18 protein-coding genes are annotated in these 21,160 nt (G+C 66.7%); 4 read left to right on the top strand and 14 right to left on the bottom strand.

From position 1 onward, the window contains the following. The first annotated feature begins 260 nt into the window (after positions 1-260). On the top strand, positions 261-1,301 hold the full coding sequence (locus tag FPP74_RS03725; protein ID WP_244213378.1) for an oxygenase MpaB family protein: 1,041 nt from the start codon (positions 261-263) through the stop codon (positions 1,299-1,301). Positions 1,302-1,322: 21 nt separating this feature from the next. After that, complete coding sequence (locus FPP74_RS03720; RefSeq protein ID WP_144717181.1) at positions 1,323-2,906, top strand: succinic semialdehyde dehydrogenase; 1,584 nt, start codon at positions 1,323-1,325, stop codon at positions 2,904-2,906. An 85-nt stretch (positions 2,907-2,991) separates the two neighbouring features. Here the strand turns inward: FPP74_RS03720 and FPP74_RS03715 are convergent, their stop codons facing one another. The 4 genes from FPP74_RS03715 to FPP74_RS03700 all read right to left on the bottom strand — a co-directional run bounded on the left by FPP74_RS03715 (position 2,992) and on the right by FPP74_RS03700 (position 7,934). Further along, entirely contained in the window at positions 2,992-5,307 is a 2,316-nt protein-coding gene (locus tag FPP74_RS03715) for a polyribonucleotide nucleotidyltransferase (protein WP_095536727.1), read from the bottom strand. 205 nt (positions 5,308-5,512) lie between these two features. Further along, positions 5,513-5,782, bottom strand: coding sequence for a 30S ribosomal protein S15 (gene rpsO, locus FPP74_RS03710; protein ID WP_095277357.1), 270 nt, complete (start codon positions 5,780-5,782; stop codon positions 5,513-5,515). Positions 5,783-5,930: 148 nt separating this feature from the next. Further along, a complete protein-coding gene (locus tag FPP74_RS03705) occupies positions 5,931-6,908 on the bottom strand; it encodes a nucleoside hydrolase (RefSeq protein WP_144717180.1) in 978 nt (325 codons plus the stop codon). 51 nt (positions 6,909-6,959) lie between these two features. Continuing rightward, on the bottom strand, positions 6,960-7,934 hold the full coding sequence (locus FPP74_RS03700) for a bifunctional riboflavin kinase/FAD synthetase (protein ID WP_095555241.1): 975 nt from the start codon (positions 7,932-7,934) through the stop codon (positions 6,960-6,962). Positions 7,935-7,964: 30 nt separating this feature from the next. On the opposite strand from FPP74_RS03700, the gene truB reads away from it, so the two are divergent. After that, on the top strand, positions 7,965-8,861 hold the full coding sequence (gene truB / locus FPP74_RS03695; RefSeq protein ID WP_095545864.1) for a tRNA pseudouridine(55) synthase TruB: 897 nt from the start codon (positions 7,965-7,967) through the stop codon (positions 8,859-8,861). Positions 8,862-8,866: 5 nt separating this feature from the next. Here the strand turns inward: truB and FPP74_RS03690 are convergent, their stop codons facing one another. From FPP74_RS03690 to rimP, 9 genes are all read right to left on the bottom strand, one after another. Continuing rightward, entirely contained in the window at positions 8,867-9,520 is a 654-nt protein-coding gene (locus FPP74_RS03690; RefSeq protein WP_095545865.1) for a 4'-phosphopantetheinyl transferase, read from the bottom strand. Further along, the gene (locus FPP74_RS03685) at positions 9,521-10,321 is read right to left on the bottom strand and encodes a metallophosphoesterase (RefSeq protein WP_095277369.1); all 801 of its coding nucleotides are present in this window, start codon (positions 10,319-10,321) and stop codon (positions 9,521-9,523) included. Next, positions 10,318-11,649: an MATE family efflux transporter gene (locus FPP74_RS03680; protein WP_095545866.1), complete on the bottom strand. Its 1,332-nt coding sequence runs from the start codon at positions 11,647-11,649 to the stop codon at positions 10,318-10,320. The genes FPP74_RS03685 and FPP74_RS03680 overlap by 4 nt, the downstream gene beginning before the upstream one ends. A gap of 20 nt (positions 11,650-11,669) precedes the next feature. Next, on the bottom strand, positions 11,670-12,713 hold the full coding sequence (locus FPP74_RS03675) for a bifunctional oligoribonuclease/PAP phosphatase NrnA (protein ID WP_095545867.1): 1,044 nt from the start codon (positions 12,711-12,713) through the stop codon (positions 11,670-11,672). Next, on the bottom strand, positions 12,713-13,162 hold the full coding sequence (rbfA, locus tag FPP74_RS03670) for a 30S ribosome-binding factor RbfA (protein WP_095545868.1): 450 nt from the start codon (positions 13,160-13,162) through the stop codon (positions 12,713-12,715). The genes FPP74_RS03675 and rbfA overlap by 1 nt, the downstream gene beginning before the upstream one ends. Positions 13,163-13,294: 132 nt before the next feature. Continuing rightward, positions 13,295-16,201, bottom strand: coding sequence for a translation initiation factor IF-2 (gene infB, locus FPP74_RS03665; RefSeq protein WP_095545869.1), 2,907 nt, complete (start codon positions 16,199-16,201; stop codon positions 13,295-13,297). Between the two features lie 121 nt (positions 16,202-16,322). Then, positions 16,323-16,637 carry a YlxR family protein gene (locus FPP74_RS03660; RefSeq protein ID WP_095534785.1) on the bottom strand — a complete coding sequence of 105 codons (315 nt, stop codon included), beginning with the start codon at positions 16,635-16,637 and terminating at the stop codon, positions 16,323-16,325. A 209-nt stretch (positions 16,638-16,846) separates the two neighbouring features. Next, positions 16,847-17,875: a transcription termination factor NusA gene (gene nusA / locus FPP74_RS03655; protein WP_095554300.1), complete on the bottom strand. Its 1,029-nt coding sequence runs from the start codon at positions 17,873-17,875 to the stop codon at positions 16,847-16,849. 39 nt (positions 17,876-17,914) lie between these two features. Further along, a complete protein-coding gene (gene rimP / locus FPP74_RS03650; RefSeq protein ID WP_095555199.1) occupies positions 17,915-18,457 on the bottom strand; it encodes a ribosome maturation factor RimP in 543 nt (180 codons plus the stop codon). A gap of 31 nt (positions 18,458-18,488) precedes the next feature. On the opposite strand from rimP, the gene FPP74_RS03645 reads away from it, so the two are divergent. Further along, entirely contained in the window at positions 18,489-19,325 is an 837-nt protein-coding gene (locus FPP74_RS03645; RefSeq protein ID WP_144717179.1) for a hypothetical protein, read from the top strand. A gap of 44 nt (positions 19,326-19,369) precedes the next feature. On the opposite strand, the gene FPP74_RS03640 is transcribed toward FPP74_RS03645, so the two are convergent. Beyond that, positions 19,370-21,160 carry a proline--tRNA ligase gene (locus FPP74_RS03640; RefSeq protein ID WP_095554303.1) on the bottom strand — a complete coding sequence of 597 codons (1,791 nt, stop codon included), beginning with the start codon at positions 21,158-21,160 and terminating at the stop codon, positions 19,370-19,372.

Genomic DNA, 21,160 nt, shown 5'->3' with positions numbered 1-21,160 from the left:
ATATCCAAAGTGAAAAATACCGGACAACCCCACAGTCACACTGCGAACCACTACCCGCACATGAGGTAGGCGCCCACACCAGATCCTCGCCGTCGCAGCCACAGAACGCCCGCAGAACGCCCACGTTTCAGCCGGCGCCTCGATACGGCCAAATCCTTAGGGCCGGAAAATGATGTGACCCCCACCCGGCCAACCGCGCTGCTGTGCTACCGTTCACATATCAACCGAGATGTCTACAAGCACATGAAATGAGGCAACTGATGTCCACGCCAGTTTCCGCCAACTCCTCCAAGGGCGGTAAGCGCGAGCTCCGCCGCTCCCCACTCGGCCCGGACTCGCTCCTGTGGAAGTGGGGTTCTGACCAGCGCATCCAGCTCCTGCGCGGGTACACCGGCGTCATGCAGAACATGCACCCAGCCATCGGCCAGTCGCTGCTGGACCACTCCAAGTTTTTCGACGAGCCGTTCGCTCGTCTGGAGCGCTCCACCCCGCAGATCATCATGTCCATCTATGACGACGGCGACCTGGGCAAGCAGATCCGCGACTACCACACCACCATCAAGGGCACCCTGCGCAACGGCGAGCGCTACCACTCCATGAACCCCGAAACCTTCTGGTGGGCGCACGCTACGTTTGTCTACCGCGTCATCTACGCCCAGGAGCTCTTCGGCACCCCCTTCACCCACGAGGAGAAGGACCAGATCGTTCGCGAGGGCGTGACCTGGTGGGACCACTACGGCATGTCTGAGCGCCCGGTCATCGACAACTACGACGACCTCGTGGCGTACATGGACGAGATGGCCGACACCGTCCTCGAGCGCAACGAAACCGTCGACTTCGCTCTGCGCACCGCCCGCGACGAGATGATCGCCCCGCCGGAAGGCGTCTCCCCGAAGGTGTGGAAAGTCATTTGGAAGCCGATCATGCGCAGCGTCATCTGGCTCACCTACGGCACCATCCCCGCCAAGGAGCGCGCCATCCTCGAGCTCGACTGGTCCGCAAAGGATCAAAAGCGCTTCGACCGCATTGCCAAGCTGGTGAAGAAGGTCTTTGACATCCTCCCGGAGGACAAGCGCTACATGGAGCCGGGCCGGTCCCAGATGATCAAGCACGGCATGATTTCCGGCGAGTACAAGGAGCCGAAGAACATCCGCCCATACCAGGGCAACGGCGACGAGGACCCGGAAGCAGAGCTCAAGGCCGCAGACGGCATCACCGTGTCCGCACGCAAGCAGCGCAGCACGCTTGACGACGATGCCGACGCCGTCGCCGCCCGCCGCGCAGCCGGCTGCCCGTTCTAACCAGGAGTGAGCGCAAACTTCATGCCAATTCATCGTTTGAAGGAACAGCCGCTCCCGGAACATTTCCTGGAAATGCTGCTCAACTTGACCACCAACCGCGCGACGGGCTCGCTCGACGCCAGCGAGCGCCAAGATGTCACGTCCCCCTTCGTCGACCAGCCCATCGGCTGGGTCGGGGCCGGCACCGCCGCGGACGTCGATGAGGCGTTCCGCCGCGCCCGCACCGCCCAACGGGAGTGGGCCGCGCGCGACATCGCAGACCGGGTCGCTGTGCTCGAGCGCTTCCACGACCTGGTGTACCGCGAGCGGGAGCTGCTCGCGGACATCGTCCAGCTTGAAACCGGCAAGGACCGCACCGCCGCGTTCGACGAAGTCCTCGACGTCATGAACAACGCCCGCTACTACGCCAACACGGCGGAGCGGCTGCTAACCATTTCGAGCCGGGCGGGCGCGTTCCCCTTCATCACCAAGACGGCCGAGCAGCGCGTGCCCAAAGGCGTCGTCGGCCAGATCAGCCCGTGGAACTACCCGCTCGCGCTCGGCGTCTCCGACGCGGTGGCCGCCTTGATCGCCGGCAATGGCGTCGTGGCAAAGCCGGACTGGCAGACCCCGTTCTCCAACCTCATCTCGCTCCACCTGCTCATCCAGGCGGGCCTGCCGCGCGACCTCTTCCAGATCGTCACCGGTTCCGGCGAGGAGGTCGGCGGCGCGATCGCCGCGCAGTGCGACTACCTCATGTTCACCGGCTCCACCAAGACCGGCAAGCTGCTGGGCAGGACGGTCGGCGAGCGGCTCGTCGGGTTCTCGGCAGAGCTCGGGGGCAAGAATCCGATGCTGATAGCCCCGGACGCTGACGTCGATAAGCATATTGACACGATCGCCACCGCCTGTTTCTCCAACTCCGGCCAGCTCTGCGTGTCCATCGAGCGCATCTACGTGCCCGACGCGCTCTTCGACCGCTTCATCGCCGCATTCCGGCGCGCCGCGGAGTCCATCACCCTGGGCAAGGGACTGAACTGGGATTACGAGATGGGCTCGCTCATCAACCAGGCCCAGCTCGACCGCGTGCAAGCATTCGTGGACGATGCGTTGGCCAAAGGCGCAACCGTAGTGACCGGTGGCAAGGCGCGCCCGGACATCGGTCCCTTACACTTCGAACCAACCATCCTCACCGGCCTCGGCGAGGGCACCGACCTGGCCACCCAGGAAGTCTTCGGCCCGGTCGTCTACGTCCAGCGCGTGCGCGACATGGACGAGGCCGTCGAGCTGGCCAACGCAACCTCCTACGGCCTGAACGCCTCCGTCTTCGGCGCGCCGAAGACGGCGTGGGCCCTCGCCCAACGCATCGAGTCCGGCAGCGTGACCATCAACGACGGTTACGCCTCCACCTGGGCCTCCATCTCCACCCCGCTCGGCGGTGTGAAAGAATCCGGCCTCGCCCGCCGCCACGGCCCCGAGGGTCTGACCAAGTACACGGAACCGAAGAACATCTCCCAGCAGCGAATCATGCCAATGCGCGGCCCCGCGCAGCTCCCCCGCCGCTACTACGGCACGCTGCTCACCACAGCGCTCAACCTGGGCAAGAAGCTACGGTTCCTCCCCTAGCGTTCGCATTTGCTTACCGACGCAACAACGCCTCCCCACCAGCGCGCAGCCGGTTCAGGGAGGCGTTTGCCGTCGCGGGTTCGACCTACTCCTCGACGGGGACCAGGGAGATCTTGCCGCGGTTGTCAATGTCGCGGATCTCCACCTCAACCTTGTCGCCGACGTTGATCACGTCTTCAACATTCTCAATGCGGGTGTTGCCACCCAGGTTGGAGATGTGGATCAGGCCGTCGGTGCCCGGCAGGATGGACACGAAAGCGCCGAAGGCAACCGTCTTCACCACGGTGCCCAGGTAGCGCTCGCCCACCTTCGGCATCTGCGGGTTCGCAATCGCGTTGATCTTCTCAATCGCGGCGTCGGCAGCCGAGCCCTCGGTCGCAGACACGTAGATGGTGCCGTCGTCCTCGATGGTGATCTCCGCGCCGGTTTCCTCCGTGATGGAGTTGATCGTCTTGCCCTTCGGCCCAATGACCTCGCCGATCTTCTTCACCGGGACGGTCACCGTCGTGATCTTCGGAGCGAGCGGGTTCATCTCGTCGGGGCCCTCGATGACCTCGGACATGGTGTCCAGGATGGTCTCGCGGGCCTCGTAGGCCTGCTCCAGCGCGCCGGCGAGGACGTCAGACGGGATGCCGTCCAGCTTGGTGTCCAGCTGCAGGGCGGTGATGAACTCGCTGGTGCCGGCGACCTTGAAGTCCATGTCGCCGAACGCGTCTTCTGCACCCAGGATGTCCGTCAGGGTGACGTACTCGGTCTCGCCGTCAACCTCGCCGGACACCAGGCCCATGGCGATGCCTGCCACCGGCGCCGCCAGCGGCACGCCCGCGTTGTACAGCGACAGGGTCGACGCGCACACGGAGCCCATCGACGTCGAGCCGTTGGAGCCCAGCGCCTCGGAGACCTGGCGGATCGTGTACGGGAAGTCATCCTTGGACGGAATGACCGGCAGCAGCGCGCGCTCTGCCAGCGCACCGTGGCCGATCTCGCGGCGCTTCGGGGAGCCGACGCGGCCCGTTTCGCCCGTGGAGTACGGCGGGAAGTTGTAGTGGTGGATGTAGCGCTTCGTATCCTCCGGGTGCAGCGAGTCGATATGCTGCTCCATCTTCAGCATGTCCAGCGTGGTCACGCCGAGGATCTGGGTCTCGCCGCGCTCGAACAGCGCGGAGCCGTGAGCGCGCGGTACCAGCTCGACCTCCACCTCGAGGTCGCGGATGTCGGTGACCCCGCGGCCGTCGATACGGAAGCCCTCGGTGAGGATCTTCTCGCGCACGATCTTCTTCTGCACTGCGTTGTACGCGGCGCGGATCTCCTTGGACATGGCGGTGACCTCGGCGTCATCGTCGTCCACGTCAAACTTGTCCAGGAGCGCCTCCTCGATCTCCTCCATGTACTCGTTGGAGGCGTCCTCGCGCTCGGCCTTGGACTTGATGGTCATGATCTTGGCCAGCTTCTTCGCGGCCTTCTTCTCCACCTGCTCGTAAACCTTGTCGGTGTACGGCGGGAAGAGCGGGAACTCCTTGGTCTCCTTGCCCACTTCCTGAGCCAGGTCGGCCTGCGCCTTCGCCAGCGTCTGAATGTACGGCTTCGCAGCCTCGAGGCCCTCAGCAACCGTGGACTCCTTGGGCGCCGGGTAGCCGTCCTTGACCAGCTGCACGACGTTCACGCCAGCGCCGGCCTCCACCATCATGATGGCAACGTCTTCCTCGGTCTTCTTACCGCGCTTGCGCTCCACCATGCGGCCTGCCACGACCATCTCAAACAACGCGCGCTCGTGCTGCGCAGCGTTGGGGAAGGCGACCCACTGTCCCTCCGGGTGCTTATCATCCGCAATCAGCGCCATGCGCACACCGCCGACGGCACCGGAGACCGGCAGTCCGGACAGCTGCGTTGCCGCGGAGGCGCCGTTGATGGCCACCACGTCGTAGTACTCGTCAGGTGCCATGGACATGACAGTGATCACGCACTGCACTTCGTTGCGAAGCCCCTTGGCAAACGTCGGGCGCAACGGGCGGTCGATCAGGCGGCAAGCCAGAATCGCCTGCGTGGTCGGGCGGCCCTCGCGGCGGAAGAACGAGCCCGGGATACGGCCGGCGGCGTACATGCGCTCCTCCACGTCGACCGTCAGGGGGAAGAAGTCGAAGCCCTCGCGCGGCTGGTTCGACGCGGTGGTGGTGGCCAGCATCATCGTGTCATCGTCCAGGTAGGTGGTCACCGACCCGTCCGCCTGGCGGGCGAGCTGACCGGTCTCAAAACGAATGGTGCGGGAGCCAAAGTCGCCATTGTCCAGTGTGGCAACCGCCTCAGTAATCCCGAACTCCTCGTCCACGTGAATGTCGTACGAGTTCTTGGGCGTAAAGGTGCTCAAAAGATCTCTCTCCTCGAGTCTCGTCGTGGCGGTCATCGGTGCCGCCGGTTCGTATGCGTTCATCTACAACGGCAAACATCATACCAGCTCGACCGTGCAAGGCATGCTTCTCTGCACCTCCCCACCGCGCACAAAACCCGCCGCCTCGTCCCGGGAACGTGTCGGCGGACAGCGTCCCGGTTCGAAAGCGGCGGGTTCGTGCATCTCCGCCCGGTAACACCGGGCGGGCTCTCAGCTGCGCTTAGCGGCGCAGGCCCAGGCGAGCGATGAGGTCGCGGTAGCGCTCAACGTTGTTCTCGCGCAGGTACTTCAGCAGACTGCGGCGACGGCCGACCAGCAGCAGCAGACCACGGCGGGAGTGGTGATCGTGCTTGTGATCCTTCAGGTGCTCGGTCAGGTTGTTGATGCGCTCGGTCAGCAGCGCAACCTGCGCCTCCGGGGAACCGGTGTCGGTCTCGTGGACGCCGTACTCCTTGAGGATTTCGGCCTTCTTCTCAGTGGACAGTGCCATGAGTATACTCCTTATATTTCAGTCCGCATTCTTCAGTGTTCTTGTGCCCTGCAAGACTGCTGCGAACCACAGTCTGTGCCCCGGAACGCTCCGGTGACAGGGCCAGCGGATCATACTACCGGAGCGCTACCGCCCTCCCCAAATCGCGCTACCTGGCGGCCGCGTCACTCCCCGGGGTCCGCTGCGCAAGCCCGGTCAGCCGGCGCATGAACTCGGCGAGGAAGCGCTCGACGTCCACGCCCACCGCCACGTGCCCGGTCTTCGCCGCGTCGTTGAGCCGGGCTTCGTCGCCAATCGTGCGCCCCCGCGTCTCGCCCTGCGTGTCCGTCTTCAAGTTGATGTCCAACGTCTCCACCAGGGTCGGGTCCGCCGCCACCGCCACGGCGAGCGGATCGTGGAGTCCACAACCGCCCAGGTACGGCGCGGTGGTCTCATAAGCCTTGATGTAGTAGTCCGTCGCGGTGGCCAGGAAGTCGCCGCCGGTCGTGCCCAGTGCCTTCCACTCCGCGGTCTCCTTGGATGTCAGCAGCGTTTGCAGCGTCACGTCCAGCCCAACCATCGTAACGTCCTTCGCGTTGCGGAACACCAGGTCAGCGGCCTCGGGGTCCTGGTTAATGTTGGCCTCGGACCATTGCGTCACGTTGCCGGGCACGGTGAGCGCTCCACCCATGATCACGATGTGCGCGTTGTCCGCAAACGTCGGGTCTGCCTCCATCGCCGCGGCCACCGTGGTGAGAGGACCCACAGGCACAATCACCAGCTCGTCGCCGTACTGGCGCACAGACTCCACCATGAACTCCACGGCGGACTGCTCCTCCACCGCACGCGAGGCGTCCGGAATCTGGGCCTCGCCGATACCGTTCTTGCCATGGATGAACTCGGAGATCTCCATGACCTCGAAGGAATCGCGGGCGCGCGCGTGGTCCGGCCCCGCGTAGACCGGGATGTCGGTGCGGCCGAACAGCTCCAGGATGGCAAGCGAATTCCTCGTTCCGGTGGGGACCAGCACATTGCCGTAGGTCCCCGTCACGCCGATGAGGTCCAGGTCCTCGGAGCCGAGTGCGTACGCAATCGCCAGCGCATCGTCGATGCCGGTGTCCACGTCCAGGATGAGCTTGCGTGCCATGGTTGGGTCCTTTCGCTGGGAAGACTGTCGTGCCCCGACAATAGCGCGCCCCTACTCCGCGGCGAGGATCTCCCGGGTACGGGCGACGTCGCGGGCCATATTCTCCAGCAGCTCGTCCACCGAGTTGAACTTCACCATGTCGCGGACCTTGTCCACAAACTCCACGCACGCCATCCGTCCGTACAGATCGGCGTCGCGATCCAGAATGTAGGACTCGACGCTGCGGCGGGTATCACCAAAGGTCGGGTTCGTGCCCACCGAGATCGCCGCCGGGTAGCGCACCCCGGGCTCGATGTCGCCGTCAATGGGGGCGTCATCAATGATGGTGACCCAACCGGCGTAGACACCATCCCCGGGCAGCGCCGACATCTCCTCGACGTACTGATTCGCCGTGGGGTACCCCAGCTCGCGCCCACCCCGGCCCGCGCCGCGCTCGATGACGGAGATCACCGAGAACGGCCGGCCCATGTAGTCCGTGGCCAAGCCGATATTCCCGGCCGTGAGCTCGTCGCGGATGGCGGTCGAGCAGATGCGCACGTCGCCGTCGTTGAGCAACTGCACGATGGTCACCTCGAGGCCGTGGCGCTCGCCCAGCTGCGCCATCGTCTGCGCGGTGCCGGCGGCGTCCTTGCCAAAGGTGAAGTTTTCGCCCACGACCACCTCGAGGGCGCCGAGCCGCCCCTGCAGCACTTCGGTGACGTAGTGCTCAGGACTGTCGCCTGCCAGCTCCTCGCGGAAGTCGATGACCAGGAGGTAGTCCACGCCGAGCTCCGCGATCTGCCGGGCACGCTCCTCAATGGGAAGCAAGGCGACGGGGGCACGATCGGGGGCGAAAATACTCACCGGGTGCGGGTCGAACGTCATCACCACGCACGGCACGCCACGCTCGCGCGCCCTGTCCACGGCGGTGCTGATGAGCAGCTGGTGCCCGCGGTGCACGCCGTCGAACACGCCGATGGTGACCACGCAACCGCCGTCCGCCTTCAGATGTGCTGGGACGCTTCCAAGCCCGTGCAAAATATCCACGCGCAATAGCGTACGGCATACTGGAAAACCATGACCGATCCCCTCGCAACCTCTGGAATCGTCGTGGTAGACAAGCCCGCGGGCATGACAAGCCACGATGTTGTAGCGAAGCTGCGCCGCGCATTTTCCACCCGCAAGGTGGGGCACGCCGGCACGCTCGACCCGATGGCCACCGGCGTGCTTGTCGCCGGGATCGAGCGCGGCACCAAGCTGCTCGCCCACCTCGTCGCGCACGACAAGCGCTACGAGGCCACCATCAGGCTCGGCCAGTCCACCACCACCGATGACGCGGAGGGCGAGCTCACTGCGGAGCATGACGCAGCAGCCATCACCGACGGGCAGATTGCCGCCGAGATCACTGCCCTGACCGGCGACATCATGCAAAAACCCACCGCGGTCTCCGCCATCAAAATCAACGGCAAGCGCGCGCACGAGCTGGTCCGCGAGGGCAAAGACGTGGACATCCCCGCCCGCCCAGTCACCATCTTCGCCTTCGACACCCACGAGGTCAGCAGGCAGGGCTCGCTTATCGACGTCACCGTGACCGTCCACTGCTCCTCCGGCACCTACATCCGCGCTCTCGCCCGCGACCTGGGCGCCGCGCTCGGCGTCGGCGGTCACCTCACGCAACTCCGCCGCACCAGCGTTGGCGCATTTTCGCTTGCCGACGCCACGCCGCTCCCCGTCCTCCAAGACTCCCCCGCTCTTTCGCTCACCCTGGACGAGGCGCTCACTCGCGCCTGGCCGGTGCTCCCGGTCAGCGACGACGAGTACCAGGCACTCGCGCTGGGGAAATGGCTCGAACCGCGCGGACTGCAGGGCGTGCACGCCGCCCAGGGGCCGGACGGGCGCGTCGTGGCCCTGGTCAAGGAGAAGGGCAAGCGCCTGTCCACGGAGTTCGTGGCTCGCCCGGCAACCCTGGGCTAAATCGCCTACTCCACGAAGACGGAGGCGATGATGTAGCCGTCGCCGACCACCCAGCGCCCCTCAAACAGCGGCGCCGGGGTGGGGCGGGCCAGGATGTAGGACGAAAACGTGCCGTCGGTGCGCAACACGATGTCGGCGTCCTCGAATCCGAGCCAGCGGCGCGTCATGGGAAACCAGCACTTGTACGTCGCCTCTTTGGCGCAGAAGAGGAGCTTGCTGGCCCACTCGAAGCCTTCTTCCTCCAGCTCGCGCAGCATCGCCCGCTCGGTGGGCCTGGCGATGCGGGGCACCACCTCGCTCGGCAGCGGGACCGCGGGCTCGACGTCGAGTCCCATGGACCGTACGTGCCGTGTCGGTGCCGCCACCGCCGCGCGAAAGCCGGTTGTATGCGTGAGCGACCCGGTGTAGCCGTGCGGCCACAGCGGCATCCCGCGCTCGCCGCGCAGAATCACGCCCGCGTCGCTGCAGCCCAGCTCCTTGAGCGCCTCGTGGGCGCACCAGCGCGCGTCGCCGAACTCGCCCTTGCGCTTGTCCACGGCGCGGCTGACAAGCTCTTGTTCACTGGGGTGGAGATCCTCGTAGTGGGTCAGGTCTCTGCGCTCATTCGTACGCAGGTACACAAACCGGGCCTCGGGGGGAAACAGTGCCAGGTTCTGCATCTAGGCCCCCAGTTCCATGACCGGGTACGGGAACTGCACCCCTGCAGGGTGGCGCTGCCACTCGCGCGGGTACCCGAGCGAGACCTCGATGTGGTCCACGCCGTCCACCTCCACGACGCCGGGCATGTGCAGGTGCCCGTACACCACTGCGCGGGCGTTGTAGCGCTTTGGCCAAGATCGCGTGTGCCTCGTCCCGCACCACAGCGCAATCTCGGACCACTGCATCCGCAGCGTCGGCTCCTGCACCAGCGGCCAGTGGTTCACCATGATGGTGGGCCCGCTGATTCGTGAGAGCCGCTTCGTGGTGTACGCAAGACGATCCCAGCACCACGCGCGCACGTCCACAAACGGGGCGATGGCGTACTGGTCCGTCATCACGATGTTCTTTTCCTTCGCCGCCTCGATGGCCTCCTCGACCGTCATTCCGGGGCCACGGAATGAGTAGTCGTACAGCGTGAACAACGGGGCGACGGTAACGCCACCGAAGACGGGGAACTGGTCCTCTGGGGTGACCACACCCAGCTCTCGCATGGACTGCACCAGTGCGGTGTACTTATCGCGGCCGCGGTAGCGGTCCGCGCTGCGGGCGAACAGCTCGTGGTTGCCCGGCACCCAGATCACCGTGTCGAACCTTCCGGCCATCTCCGCCATCACCTGCACGATCAACTCGTGGCGTTCCGCCACGTCTCCGGCCACAATCAGCCAGTCCGACGGGTCCGCGGGCTGGATCTGGGCGATCTTCGGCCCGTTCCGCTTCACCGCTGCGTGGAGGTCGCTCACTGCCCAGAGGGTGGTGGTCATGCGCTCGCCTTTCGGGTCTTGCGCTCTGCTCCTGTCTGTGCCCATTCGTCGCCCCGGAAACGGATGACCACGCCGACCAGGCGCAGCAGCACCGAGGCGAGGTGTCCAGCCCAGATGCCGACCAAGCCCCACCCGAACGCCACCGACAGCAGCGTGAGCGGGAGGAAGGCGCCGAGTACGGAGGCGATGGTGATGTTGCGAAGGTACGCCGCGTCGCCGGCCCCGAGCAGCACCCCGTCCAGGGCGAAGACGACGCCGCCGGTGACAATCATGGCGATGAGCAACCACCACGGGATGGTGAGGGCGTCGTGGACGGCTGGGTCCTGGGTGAAGATGGACTGCAGGGGGGCGTCGAAAAGCGTGAAGACCAACGCCAAGACCACGCCGAAGCCGACGGAGAACCTGGTGGCCTGCGCGCCGACGGAGCGAGCCTCGGCGACGCGACCCTTGCCCAGCGAAGCCCCGGTGAGCGTTTGCGCGGCGATGGCCATCGAGTCGAGGACGAGCGTGAGGAAGTTCCACAGCTGCAGGAGGATCTGGTGCGCGGCAAGCGTCGCGACGCCAAACCGGCCGGCCACCGCCGCCGCGGCGAGAAACGAGATCTGGAAGGACAGGGAGCGCAGGATCAGGTCGCGCCCCAAGACGAGCTGCTCACGCATCACGCGCCAGCGCGGCCCCCAGCTGCCGGCGTGCTCGCGGAGCAGCATGGTGAGGAAAAGCGCGGCCGTGATCCCCATGCCCAGCAGGTTGGCCATCGCGGAGCCGATCAGGCCGAACTTTCCCACCAAGATGGGCAGCGCGATCGCGCCCGGAATGAGTCCGCACAGTGTGAGAAGGAACGGAAGCCGCGTGTTTTGCACACCGCGCATCCAGCCGTTGCCCGCCATGATGATGAGCGTAAGCGGGATGGCAAACGCGGAGACATGCATCCACCGCGCGGACTCCTGGGCCGTGGCCGCGTCGTTAGTCAGGGCCAGCGCGATCGGCTGCGCGAACAACCAGATGATGGTGGCGAGCGCGAAGCCGACGCCGAGCGCCACCCACGTGGCCTGCACGCCTTCCGCCACGGCGGCCTCGCGCTTCCCCGCGCCGAACAGGCGGGAGCTGCGCGCGGTCGTACCGTAGGACAAGAACGTGAGCTGGGTGGTCACCGTGGACTGGATCGTGGTGCCTGCGGCGAGGGCCGCCAGCTCCGCGGTGCCCAGCCGACCGACCACGGCGGTGTCCAGCAGCAGGTAGAGGGGGTTGGCCGCCAGCACACCCAGTGCCGGCAGGGCCAGGGCGAGAATCTTGCCAGGGGTGACCGTCGCGTCGTTGCGTTGCGCCATCACGGCAGCGTGCACTCTCCTTATCGGTTAGCGTTCGGGAAGTTTTGGGCTGCTGGCTCGTGTTGGGAGGCAGCGCGCTCTTCGCGCGTAGGCAGCGCAGCGATCAGGTCCCGCACAACCATGTCCTGCGATCCGTACGCCGTGTACCCCGCGGCCGGGATGTGCCCGCCGCCCCCAAGGGCCTGGGCCAGCTTGGATACGTCGATCACAGTCGAGCGCAGCGACACCGCCCAGTGCTTCGGGCCGTTCTGCTTGAGCACCATACCCACGTCGGAGCCTTCCAGCACGCGGGCGTAATCAATGATGGTTTCCACCGTGGTCTGGCTCATGCGAGCCAGCGCCTCCGCCGGGATGGTGAACACGCTGACAACGAGTCCCTCCTGGCGGAAGTTCTGCAGGTCCGCCAGCACTCCGCCCATGATCTGCAGGTCGCGGGGGCTCGCTTTATCGATTAAGTCCATGGTGAGTTGCCGGGTGTCCAGGCCGTATTCCATGAGCTCGGCGGCAAGCGTGTGCATTCGCGGTGTCCCCCAGCGGAAGCTGCCCGTGTCGGTGACCAGCCCGGCGTACAGGCAGTACGCGATCTCAGAATCCAGCTCCACGCCAAGGTGCGTGAACAGCTCGCGGATAATGGTCGTGGTGGACTCAGCATCTGCGATGAGGTTGTGGGCACCGAAACCCGGGTTGGTCTCGTGGTGGTCGATCACCACGACCCGGTCGCGCTCGGCGTCGATCTGCTCGCGCAGCAGGCCGGTGCGGTCCACGGACGCGCAGTCCACGGTGACGATGAGGCCGTCTGCGGGCAGGTGCGACCCGTAGGTGATGTCGTCCACACCAGGCACAGTTCGCAGGTTGCCCGGGTGCGGATAGGTCTGCCCGATGTAGACACGGGCGTCCTTGCCCAGCTTGCGCAGCCCCGCCGCCAGGCCGCACGCGGAGCCGACTGCGTCGGCATCCGGCTTGATGTGCGCCACGACGGAGATGCGCTCCGCGCCGCGCAGCACCTCGGCGACCTGCGCCAGCTGCTCCCCGACTGCCGGGGTGTCCGCGAACAGTCCGCCCATTACTGACCGGACTCTGCGTCGCCGCTGGTCTTGTACGGGTTACCGTCTCCGGCCGGAGTCGCGTTGGCGCGCAGACGCGCGGTCTCCGCGTCGCGGGCGCGCGCCCGGTTCAACAGCTCCTCCATGCGCGCGGAGGCCTCCGGCACGGTGTCGAGCTCGAACGCGAGCGTCGGCGTGAAGCGCACAGCGAGCTGGTCGCCGACCTTCTTGCGCAGCTGGCCGCGGGCGCGGTGGAGTGCCTCCGCCGCCGCGTCGAAGTCCGGCTCCTCGTCGATGTCGCGACCACGCACTGTGTAGTACACAGTCGCGTCGTGCAGGTCACCGGTAACGCGAACGTCGGTGATGGTGACCAGCTCCAGACGCCGATCTTTGACCTCTCGCTCAATCGCAGACGCCACGATCGCGTGAATCTGCTTGGCAAGGCGCTGTGCGCGCGGGTTTTCAGCCATGTCATCATCTCCTTCTTCGCGTAAGCGTCTCTAGTCTAGACGCTCGCATGTGCTTATCGACGCCACGCTGCCCGCACCCCAGCGTCATGCCGGGGCCGGGCAGCGTGCTTCCCTCTTTCTGCGCGTTGTGCGCTAGTCGCGGGGAACCTCGACCATCTCGTAGACCTGGATCTGGTCGTCCACCTGGATGTCCGGGTAGGACAGGACCATACCGCATTCGTAGCCCTTGGCCACCTCGGTGACGTCGTCCTTCTCGCGACGCAGCGACTCGATCGTTGCATCCGGGGTGATGACGTTGCCGTCGCGCACGAGGCGCAGCTTCGCGCCGCGCTTGACGTGGCCCTCGGTGACCATGCAGCCGGCGATGAGGCCGACGGAGGATGCCTTGAAGATCTGGCGGATCTCCGCGGCACCAACCTCGCGCTCCTCGTAGATCGGCTTGAGCATGCCCTTGAGTGCGGCCTCCACCTGGTCGATGACCTCGTAAATCACCGAGTAGTAGCGGATCTCCACGCCCTCGTTGTTGGCCTCCTCGGTCGCCTTGCCCTCAGCGCGAACGTTGAAGGCGACGATGACCGCGTCGGAAGCGGCAGCCAGGACCACGTTGGTCTGGGTGACGGCACCAACACCGCGGTCGATGATGTTCACCTCGACCTCGTCGTCCACCTCGATCTTGAGCAACGCCTCCTCCAGGGCTTCCACTGAACCGGCGTTGTCGCCCTTGAGGATGAGGTTGAGCTGGCTCGTCTCCTTGAGCGCCTGGTCCAGGTTCTCCAGGGAGACACGCTTCTTCGTGCGCGCCTGCATCGCTGCGCGGTGGCGGGCGTCGCGCTGCGCCGCAATCTGGCGCGCCACGCGGTCGTCCTCCACCACGAGCAGGTTGTCGCCCGGGCCGGGAACGCCGTTGAGACCCTGCACCTGCACCGGACGGGACGGCTCGGCTTCCTGCACGTCGTTGCCCCACTCGTCGACCATGCGGCGCACGCGGCCGAAGTTGCCGCCGACGACGATGGAGTCGCCGACGCGCAACGTACCGCGCTGCACGATCACGGTGGACACCGGGCCGCGTCCGCGGTCCAGGTGGGACTCGATGGCTACGCCCTGCGCGTCCATGTCCGGGTTCGCGGTCAGCTCCAGCGCAGCGTCGGCGGTGAGCAGGACGGCCTCCAGGAGGTCGTCGATACCCGTGCCCTGCTTCGCAGAGATGTCGATGAACATGGTGTCGCCGCCGTACTCCTCGGGGATGAGGCCGTACTCGGTGAGCTGGCCACGGATCTTATCCGGCTGTGCCTCCGGCTTATCCACCTTGTTCACGGCAACCACGATGGGCAGGTCCGCCGCCTTGGCGTGGTTGATCGCCTCAACGGTCTGCGGCATGACGCCGTCATCCGCAGCGACGACCAGGATGGCCAAGTCGGTCGACTTCGCACCGCGGGCACGCATGGCGGTAAACGCCTCGTGACCAGGGGTATCCAGGAACGTGATCTTGCGCGGCTCGTCCTCGAGGGTGACCTCGGTCTGGTACGCGCCGATGCCCTGGGTGATGCCGCCGGCCTCGCCGCGGCCCACGTTCGCCTTGCGGATCGAGTCCAGCAAGCGAGTCTTACCGTGGTCGACGTGGCCCATCACGGACACGACCGGAGGACGCTGCTGGAGATCCTCGTCGTCGCCTTCGTCCTCGCCGAACTGCAGGTCGAAGGACTCGAGCAGCTCGCGGTCCTCGTCCTCAGGCGAGACGATCTTCACCTCGTAGTTGATCTCCGCGCCCAGGAGCTGGAGGGTCTCCTCCGGCACCGACTGGGTCGCCGTGACCATCTCACCGAGGTTGAACAGCGCCTGCACGAGTGCCGACGCCTCCGCGTTGATCTTCTCCGCAAAGTCGGACAGGGTTGCGCCCTGGCGCAGGCGCACGGTCTTGCCGTCGCCGTCCGGGAGACGAACGCCACCGATGACGTTCGGCTTGTGCATCTCCTCGTATTCGGCCCTCTTCTGGCCCTTGGACTTGCGACGACGCCCCGGTGCGCCACCCGGACGCCCGAATGCACCCGCGGTACCACCGCGACGACCGCCGCGTCCGCGGAAGCCACCGCCGCCGCCACGGTTCGGGCCGCCCGGGCCACCACCGCGCCCGCGACCGCCGCCACCGTTGCCGCGTCCACCGCGGGTACCGGCAGCCTTCGCCGGCATCTGCTTCGGCGACGGAGCTGCAGCCATATCAGCGGGCGACGGACGACGGCCGCCACCAGCACGATTTCCGCCCTGGCGCTGACCGCCCTGGCCCTGGCCACCCTGCCCCGGGCGCTGTCCGCCCTGGCCGCGACCACGGCCACCACCTTGGTTGCCCTGGCCCTGGCCGCCACGGCCGCCACCGGGGCGCGGCGCCGGGCGCGGAGCGGAGGTGTTGGACGAGAACGGGTTGTTCGCCACCTTCGGACGACCGCCCGGCTTTGCCACCGGTCGCGGCATCGAGCCCGGCGTCGGCGCAGCGCCCTGGCCTGGCTTCTTCGCCGCAGGCTTCGGCGCGCCAGGCTTCGGGGCGCCAGGCTTGTTCGCCGCAGGCTTCGGTGCACCAGGCTTGGGAGCGCCCGGCTTCGGGGTGCCACCCTGCGCAGCCGCAGCGCCCTGGCCCGGCTTCTTCGCCGCAGGCTTCGGCGCACCCGGCTTCGGGGCACCAGGCTTGTTCGCCGCAGGCTTCGCGGCCCCCGGCTTCGGGGCACCGCCCTGCGCAGCCGGAGCGCCCTGGCCCGGCTTTTTCGGCGCACCCGGCTTCGGGGCACCAGGCTTCTTTGCGGCAGGCTTCGCGGCCCCCGGCTTGGGGGCACCGGGCTTCGGAGCGGCCTTCGCACCGCTGTCGCCCTCGGCCTTCCCACCGGATTCCTTCTCCTGGTAGTAGGCCGTCATCTTCTTCACCACTGGCGACTCAATGGTCGACGAAGCGGTCTTTACAAACTCGCCTTGTTCCTTCAACGTGGCGAGCAGTTCCTTGCTAGTAACGCCAAGCTTCTTGGCAAGCTCGTGTACGCGTAACTTTCCGGGCACGTGTCTCCTTGTTGTTGTGCTAGGAGACGGTGCCCGCCGAACCCGTGGCTCGTGCGGCTACCGACCCCTAGACGTGGTCATTGACTTTCATCGCTGATGCTGCTTCACGGTTGTGTACTCATCAGTGTTCGGTCTTCCTTACTTGCGTTGGGTCGTTCGCCAGATTGGCGAGGTACGTGTGTACATGACCTAGGTCCGCCGGAGCGGACAGACGGAACGCCCTACCGAAGGCACGGCGTTGCTCCGCCAGCTCGACTGCTTCCCGCGTCGGCGTGATCCACGCTCCCCTGCCGGGCAATGACCGGCGCGGGTCGGCGAGGATCCGGCCGGGCGCATCGGGGTCCTGAACGAGTCGCAGTAGCTCGGTGTCGGGCAGCACGTCGCGGGTAGCAATGCAGGTACGAGTACGGATGGGACGCTTGCGCGTAACGCTCATCCACAACCCTTCCTGTTGCTCGACGTACAGTCCTGCCCACACCCAACTACTGCGACCGGGAACGCGACACGTCTCGACGCACGGGAAATAAGCCGCGTCCTAGCCTACGCCATTGCGGCGCTAAACAATACTTACGGCGGTCAGCAGGGTTCCTGCCGGCCCCGGGGCATTGCTTGTCGACGCTCACGCGCTCCCCAGCTACGCCCCCGCTACTCCGCGGCTGCGTCCGTATCGGTGTCCGCGTCGGCGTCGGAGTGGATGTCAATCTTCCACCCCGTGAGTCGCGCTGCCAGACGGGCGTTCTGCCCTTCCTTGCCGATGGCCAGCGACAGCTGGTAGTCCGGCACGGTCACCCGGGCCATCTGCGCGTCGCGGTCCAGGATGTCCACCTTGACCACCTTGGACGGCGCCAGCGAGTTGCCCACGTAGGTGGCCGGGTTCTCGGAGTAGTCGATGATGTCGATCTTCTCCCCGCCCAGCTCCTTCATGATGTTGGACACACGCGCGCCGCGCGGGCCGATGCAGGCACCCTTTGCGTTGACGCCCTTGACGGTGGCGCGCACCGCGACCTTGGAGCGGTGGCCGGCCTCGCGAGCGATCGCGATGATCTCCACGGAACCGTCCTCAACCTCGGGCACCTCGAGCGCGAACAGGCCGCGCACCAACTCCGGGTGCGTGCGCGACAGGTTGACCTGCACATTGCGCTCACCCTTGTTCACTCCCACCACATACGCCTTGACGCGGTCGCCGTGGGTGAGGCGCTCTCCCGGGATCTGCTCAGCGGGCAGGAGGATGCCGTCCTGCGGATCCGCCTCGGTGCCCAGCTGGACGATGGTCAGGCCGCGCGCCTCCGCGTTGGCGTCGCGCTGCACCACGCCGGAGACGACGTGGCCCTCGAACTCAGAGTAGGCGGTGTAGACACGCCCTGCCTCCGCTTCGCGCAGGCGGCGCTTGATGGCGTCGCGCACCGCGGGGGCACCAATACGGGAGAAGTTGACCGGCGTGCTGTCGTACTCGGAGACGACCTCGCCGTCCTCGTCCAGCTCGCTGACCATGACGTGCACATCGCCGGTGTCCGGGTCGATGTCCACGCGAGACTTGGTGTTTTCGTCCGGCTTCCCGTCGCGGTAATCCAGGTACGCAAACAAAAGCGCGCTCGCGATGGTGGTGAGCAGGTCATCGACAGCGATGCCCTGCTTGTCCTCAATCACTTTGAGCGCGTTCAAGTCAATATTCACTTGTTATTCCTTCCAGGTAAGCCGGGTGAGCCCCGGAGCTTACTCGTCTCCTGCTTCTTCGTACGCAGCGTCGACCAGCTCCTGCTCGGCAGCCGGCGGCGCTTTGAACTCAATTTCTACCACTGCCTTCGGCATTTCGGAAACCAGGCGGGTTTCCACGCGCGGCTGCTTGGCGCCGCGCTCGATGAGCACGACACGATCCTCAGCATCGTTGAGCGCACCGATGCGCCACGTCTCCTTCTTTCCGTCGGCGTCCAGCAGGGCGACGGCGCGGCCACGGTTCCGGCGCCAGTGCCGCGGCGCGGTCAGCGGCATGTCCACCCCGGGCGTGGTCACTTCCAGGGTGTAGCCGGCGCCGAAGTTGAGGTCTCCGGCGGACTCGTGGGCGTCGAAAAGCTCGCTGAGCTCGTTGGAGACGACCTCCAGCTCGTCCAAGGTGGGGTGCTCGTCGCCGTCGAGGGCGATGACCACCTGAGATTTCTTGCCGGCGCGCACGGCGCGGATCTGCTCAACGTCCAGGTCGTGATTGCGCGCGATCGGGGCGACAATGTCCTCGAGCTGCTCGGGTGTAGGAAAAGCCATGGCCCCCACCCTATCGTGTACGGTTTTGCGGGTGAAGAAACTCGTCGCCCTCGCAATGTCCGCCCCCGTCGCGCTTTCGCTCGCATCCTGCGACGCACTCGATGTGGTCGGGCCGCGCCCCAACGCCGACCTCGTCGCGCTCGCCCAGCAGGCAATCGCCGATGAGCAGGCGCTTGGCGACGCCCCGCTCGCCCACACTCGCGCCATGCAGGCACAGCAACTGTTCGACGAGGTTGAGCGCCTCTGCGGCACCACCGAGTCCGGCGAGTTGCCGAGCACCTGCAAGGTGGAACGCACGCCCGGCGAGTCGGCGGGCAACCCCGACGAGGTGTCCGCGGCCGACCACGCGGCGGACGCGCTTACGGAGGCCGCCGCGGACGTGCCGGAGGAATCCGTCGCGCTGGTGACCGCCCAGGCGATTGATCTGCGCGTGGCAGCTGGAACGGAGCCCCCTGCAGACGCAGACAGCGCAGACGGCGCGGACTCCGAGATCACCAACGAGGCTGACCTGGACGCAGCCCGCGAGATGCTGCGCCGGGAGTACGCGGCGCAGTACGGCTTTTCCATGGCCACTGCGTACGCGGACGACGCGCTTGACCAGCGCCTCGAGGCGCTGCGCGACGCCTCCGACGAGCGTGTGCGCGCCCTCGTCACCGCGCTCGAGCCCAGCGGCGACGTCCCGGAGGCCGCCCCGGGCTACGCATTCGAGGGCGTCCCGGCGCCTGCCGACGTCGCCTCCGCCGGCGCCTACACGCAGACCCAGCAGCAGGCGCTTACTGACCAGTGGCGCGCCACCGCCGCCAACGCCGAGAGCCCCCAGTTCCGCCGCCTGGCTATTCAGCTCGCCGCGGAGGCGCAGGAGGCGTAGCCGCAGGCGCGCGGCGCCCGCGGGGCAGCCACGCCCGGAGGGCGCTACTGCGCCAGCTGCTCCGCGACCAGCTCGCGGACCTTCGCCACGATCTCGCCGGCCGGCACCTCGAGGGTTTCGCCGCCGCGGATGCGCAGCTCCACGTTGCCGTCGGCGAACGCGCGGCCCAGGATCACGATGAACGGCATGCCCAGGAGCTCGGCGTCCTTGAACTTCACGCCCGGGGAGACCTTGGGGCGATCGTCGAAAAGCACCTCGAGGCCCGCGTCCGAGAGCTCCGCGGCGATCTGATCGCCGGCCTCGAGCGCGGCCTTATCCTTGTTGGCCACTGCCACGTGTACCTGGTACGGCGCGATCGCGACCGGCCAGACCAAGCCCTTGTCGTCGTGGCGCTGTTCGGCCACGACCGCCATCATGCGGGACACGCCGATGCCGTAGGAGCCCATGGTCGGCACGGCGCGCTTGCCGTTCTCGTCCAGGATCTGGACGTCCATGGCCTCGGTGTACTTGCGGCCCAGCTGGAAGATGTGGCCCAGCTCGATGCCGCGCGCCAGCCGCACGGTGCCGTTGCCCTCCGGCGCCGGGTCGCCCTCGCGGACCTCGGCGGCCTCGACGAAGGCGTCGACGGTGAAGTCGCGGCCGGCGACCAGGCCCACCACGTGCTTCTGCGAGGCGTCCGCGCCGGTGATCCAGCTGGACCCCTCGACCACGCGCGGGTCCGCGAGCACGCGCACCCCGTTGGCCTGCAGCGCGCGCGGGCCGACGTAGCCCTTGACCAGGAAATCGGAGTTCTTGAAGTCTTCGTCGCTGGCCAGCTCGAAGGTAGCCGGCTCGAGGGCTGCCTCCAGGCGCTTCTCGTCCAGTTCGCGGTCACCGGGCAGGAGGACGCCGGTGAGCTGCGGGCCGACCTTGTTGCCGTCCTCGTCCACCGCGCGTGGGTCATCCACCTTGATCATCATGCACTTGAGGGTGTCAGAAGCTTGGGTGGGCGCGCCGTCGATAAGCACCTGCTCCTTGTTGGCCCAGTCGACGAGCGCGTCGATGGTCTCGGCGGCCGGGGTGTCGTACTCCTTCGCCTCCGGCTGGCCCTCGATCGGGGTCGCGGCCGGCGGGACCGTGATGACGGCCTCCACGTTTGCGGCGTAGTCGCCCTCGGAGGAAACGACGAACGTGTCCTCGCCGTTCTCGCTGTACGCGAGGAACTCCTCGGACGCGGAACCGCCCATAGCGCCAGAGGTGGCCTTACAAATTTCGTAGCGGATCCCCACGCGCCCGAAGATGCGCTGGTAGGTCGCGCGGTGCTTCGCGTACGACGCGTCCAGGCCCTCGTCCGACATGTCGAAGGAGTAGCTGTCCTTCATCACGAACTCGCGGCCGCGCAGGATGCCAGCGCGCGGACGCGCCTCATCGCGGTACTTGGTCTGGATCTGGTACAGCGTGACCGGGAAGTCCTTGTAGCTGGAGTACAGGTCCTTGACCGTTTGGGTGAACATCTCCTCGTGCGTGGGTCCGAGCAGCATGTCCGCGCCCTTGCGGTCCTTCAGGCGGAACAGGTCGTCGCCGTACTCATCCCAGCGGTTGGTCGCCTCGTACGGCTCCTTCGGCAGCAGCGCGGGGAAAAGCAGCTCCTGGCCGCCCATCGCGTCCATCTCCTCGCGCACAACGCCCTCGATCTTGCGCATCGTGCGCAGACCCAGCGGCAGCCACGAATACACGCCCGGCGCGGCACGGCGGATGTAGCCGGCGCGAACGAGCAGCTTGTGGCTGGGGACTTCGGCGTCGGCGGGGTCTTCGCGCAGGGTGCGCAGGAACAGCTGAGAGAGGCGTGTAATCAT

It is taken from the genome of Corynebacterium sp. NML180780, assembly GCF_007786415.1.
Lineage (GTDB): Bacteria > Actinomycetota > Actinomycetes > Mycobacteriales > Mycobacteriaceae > Corynebacterium > Corynebacterium gottingense.
This window is presented reverse-complemented; position numbering and strand designations above follow the sequence as displayed.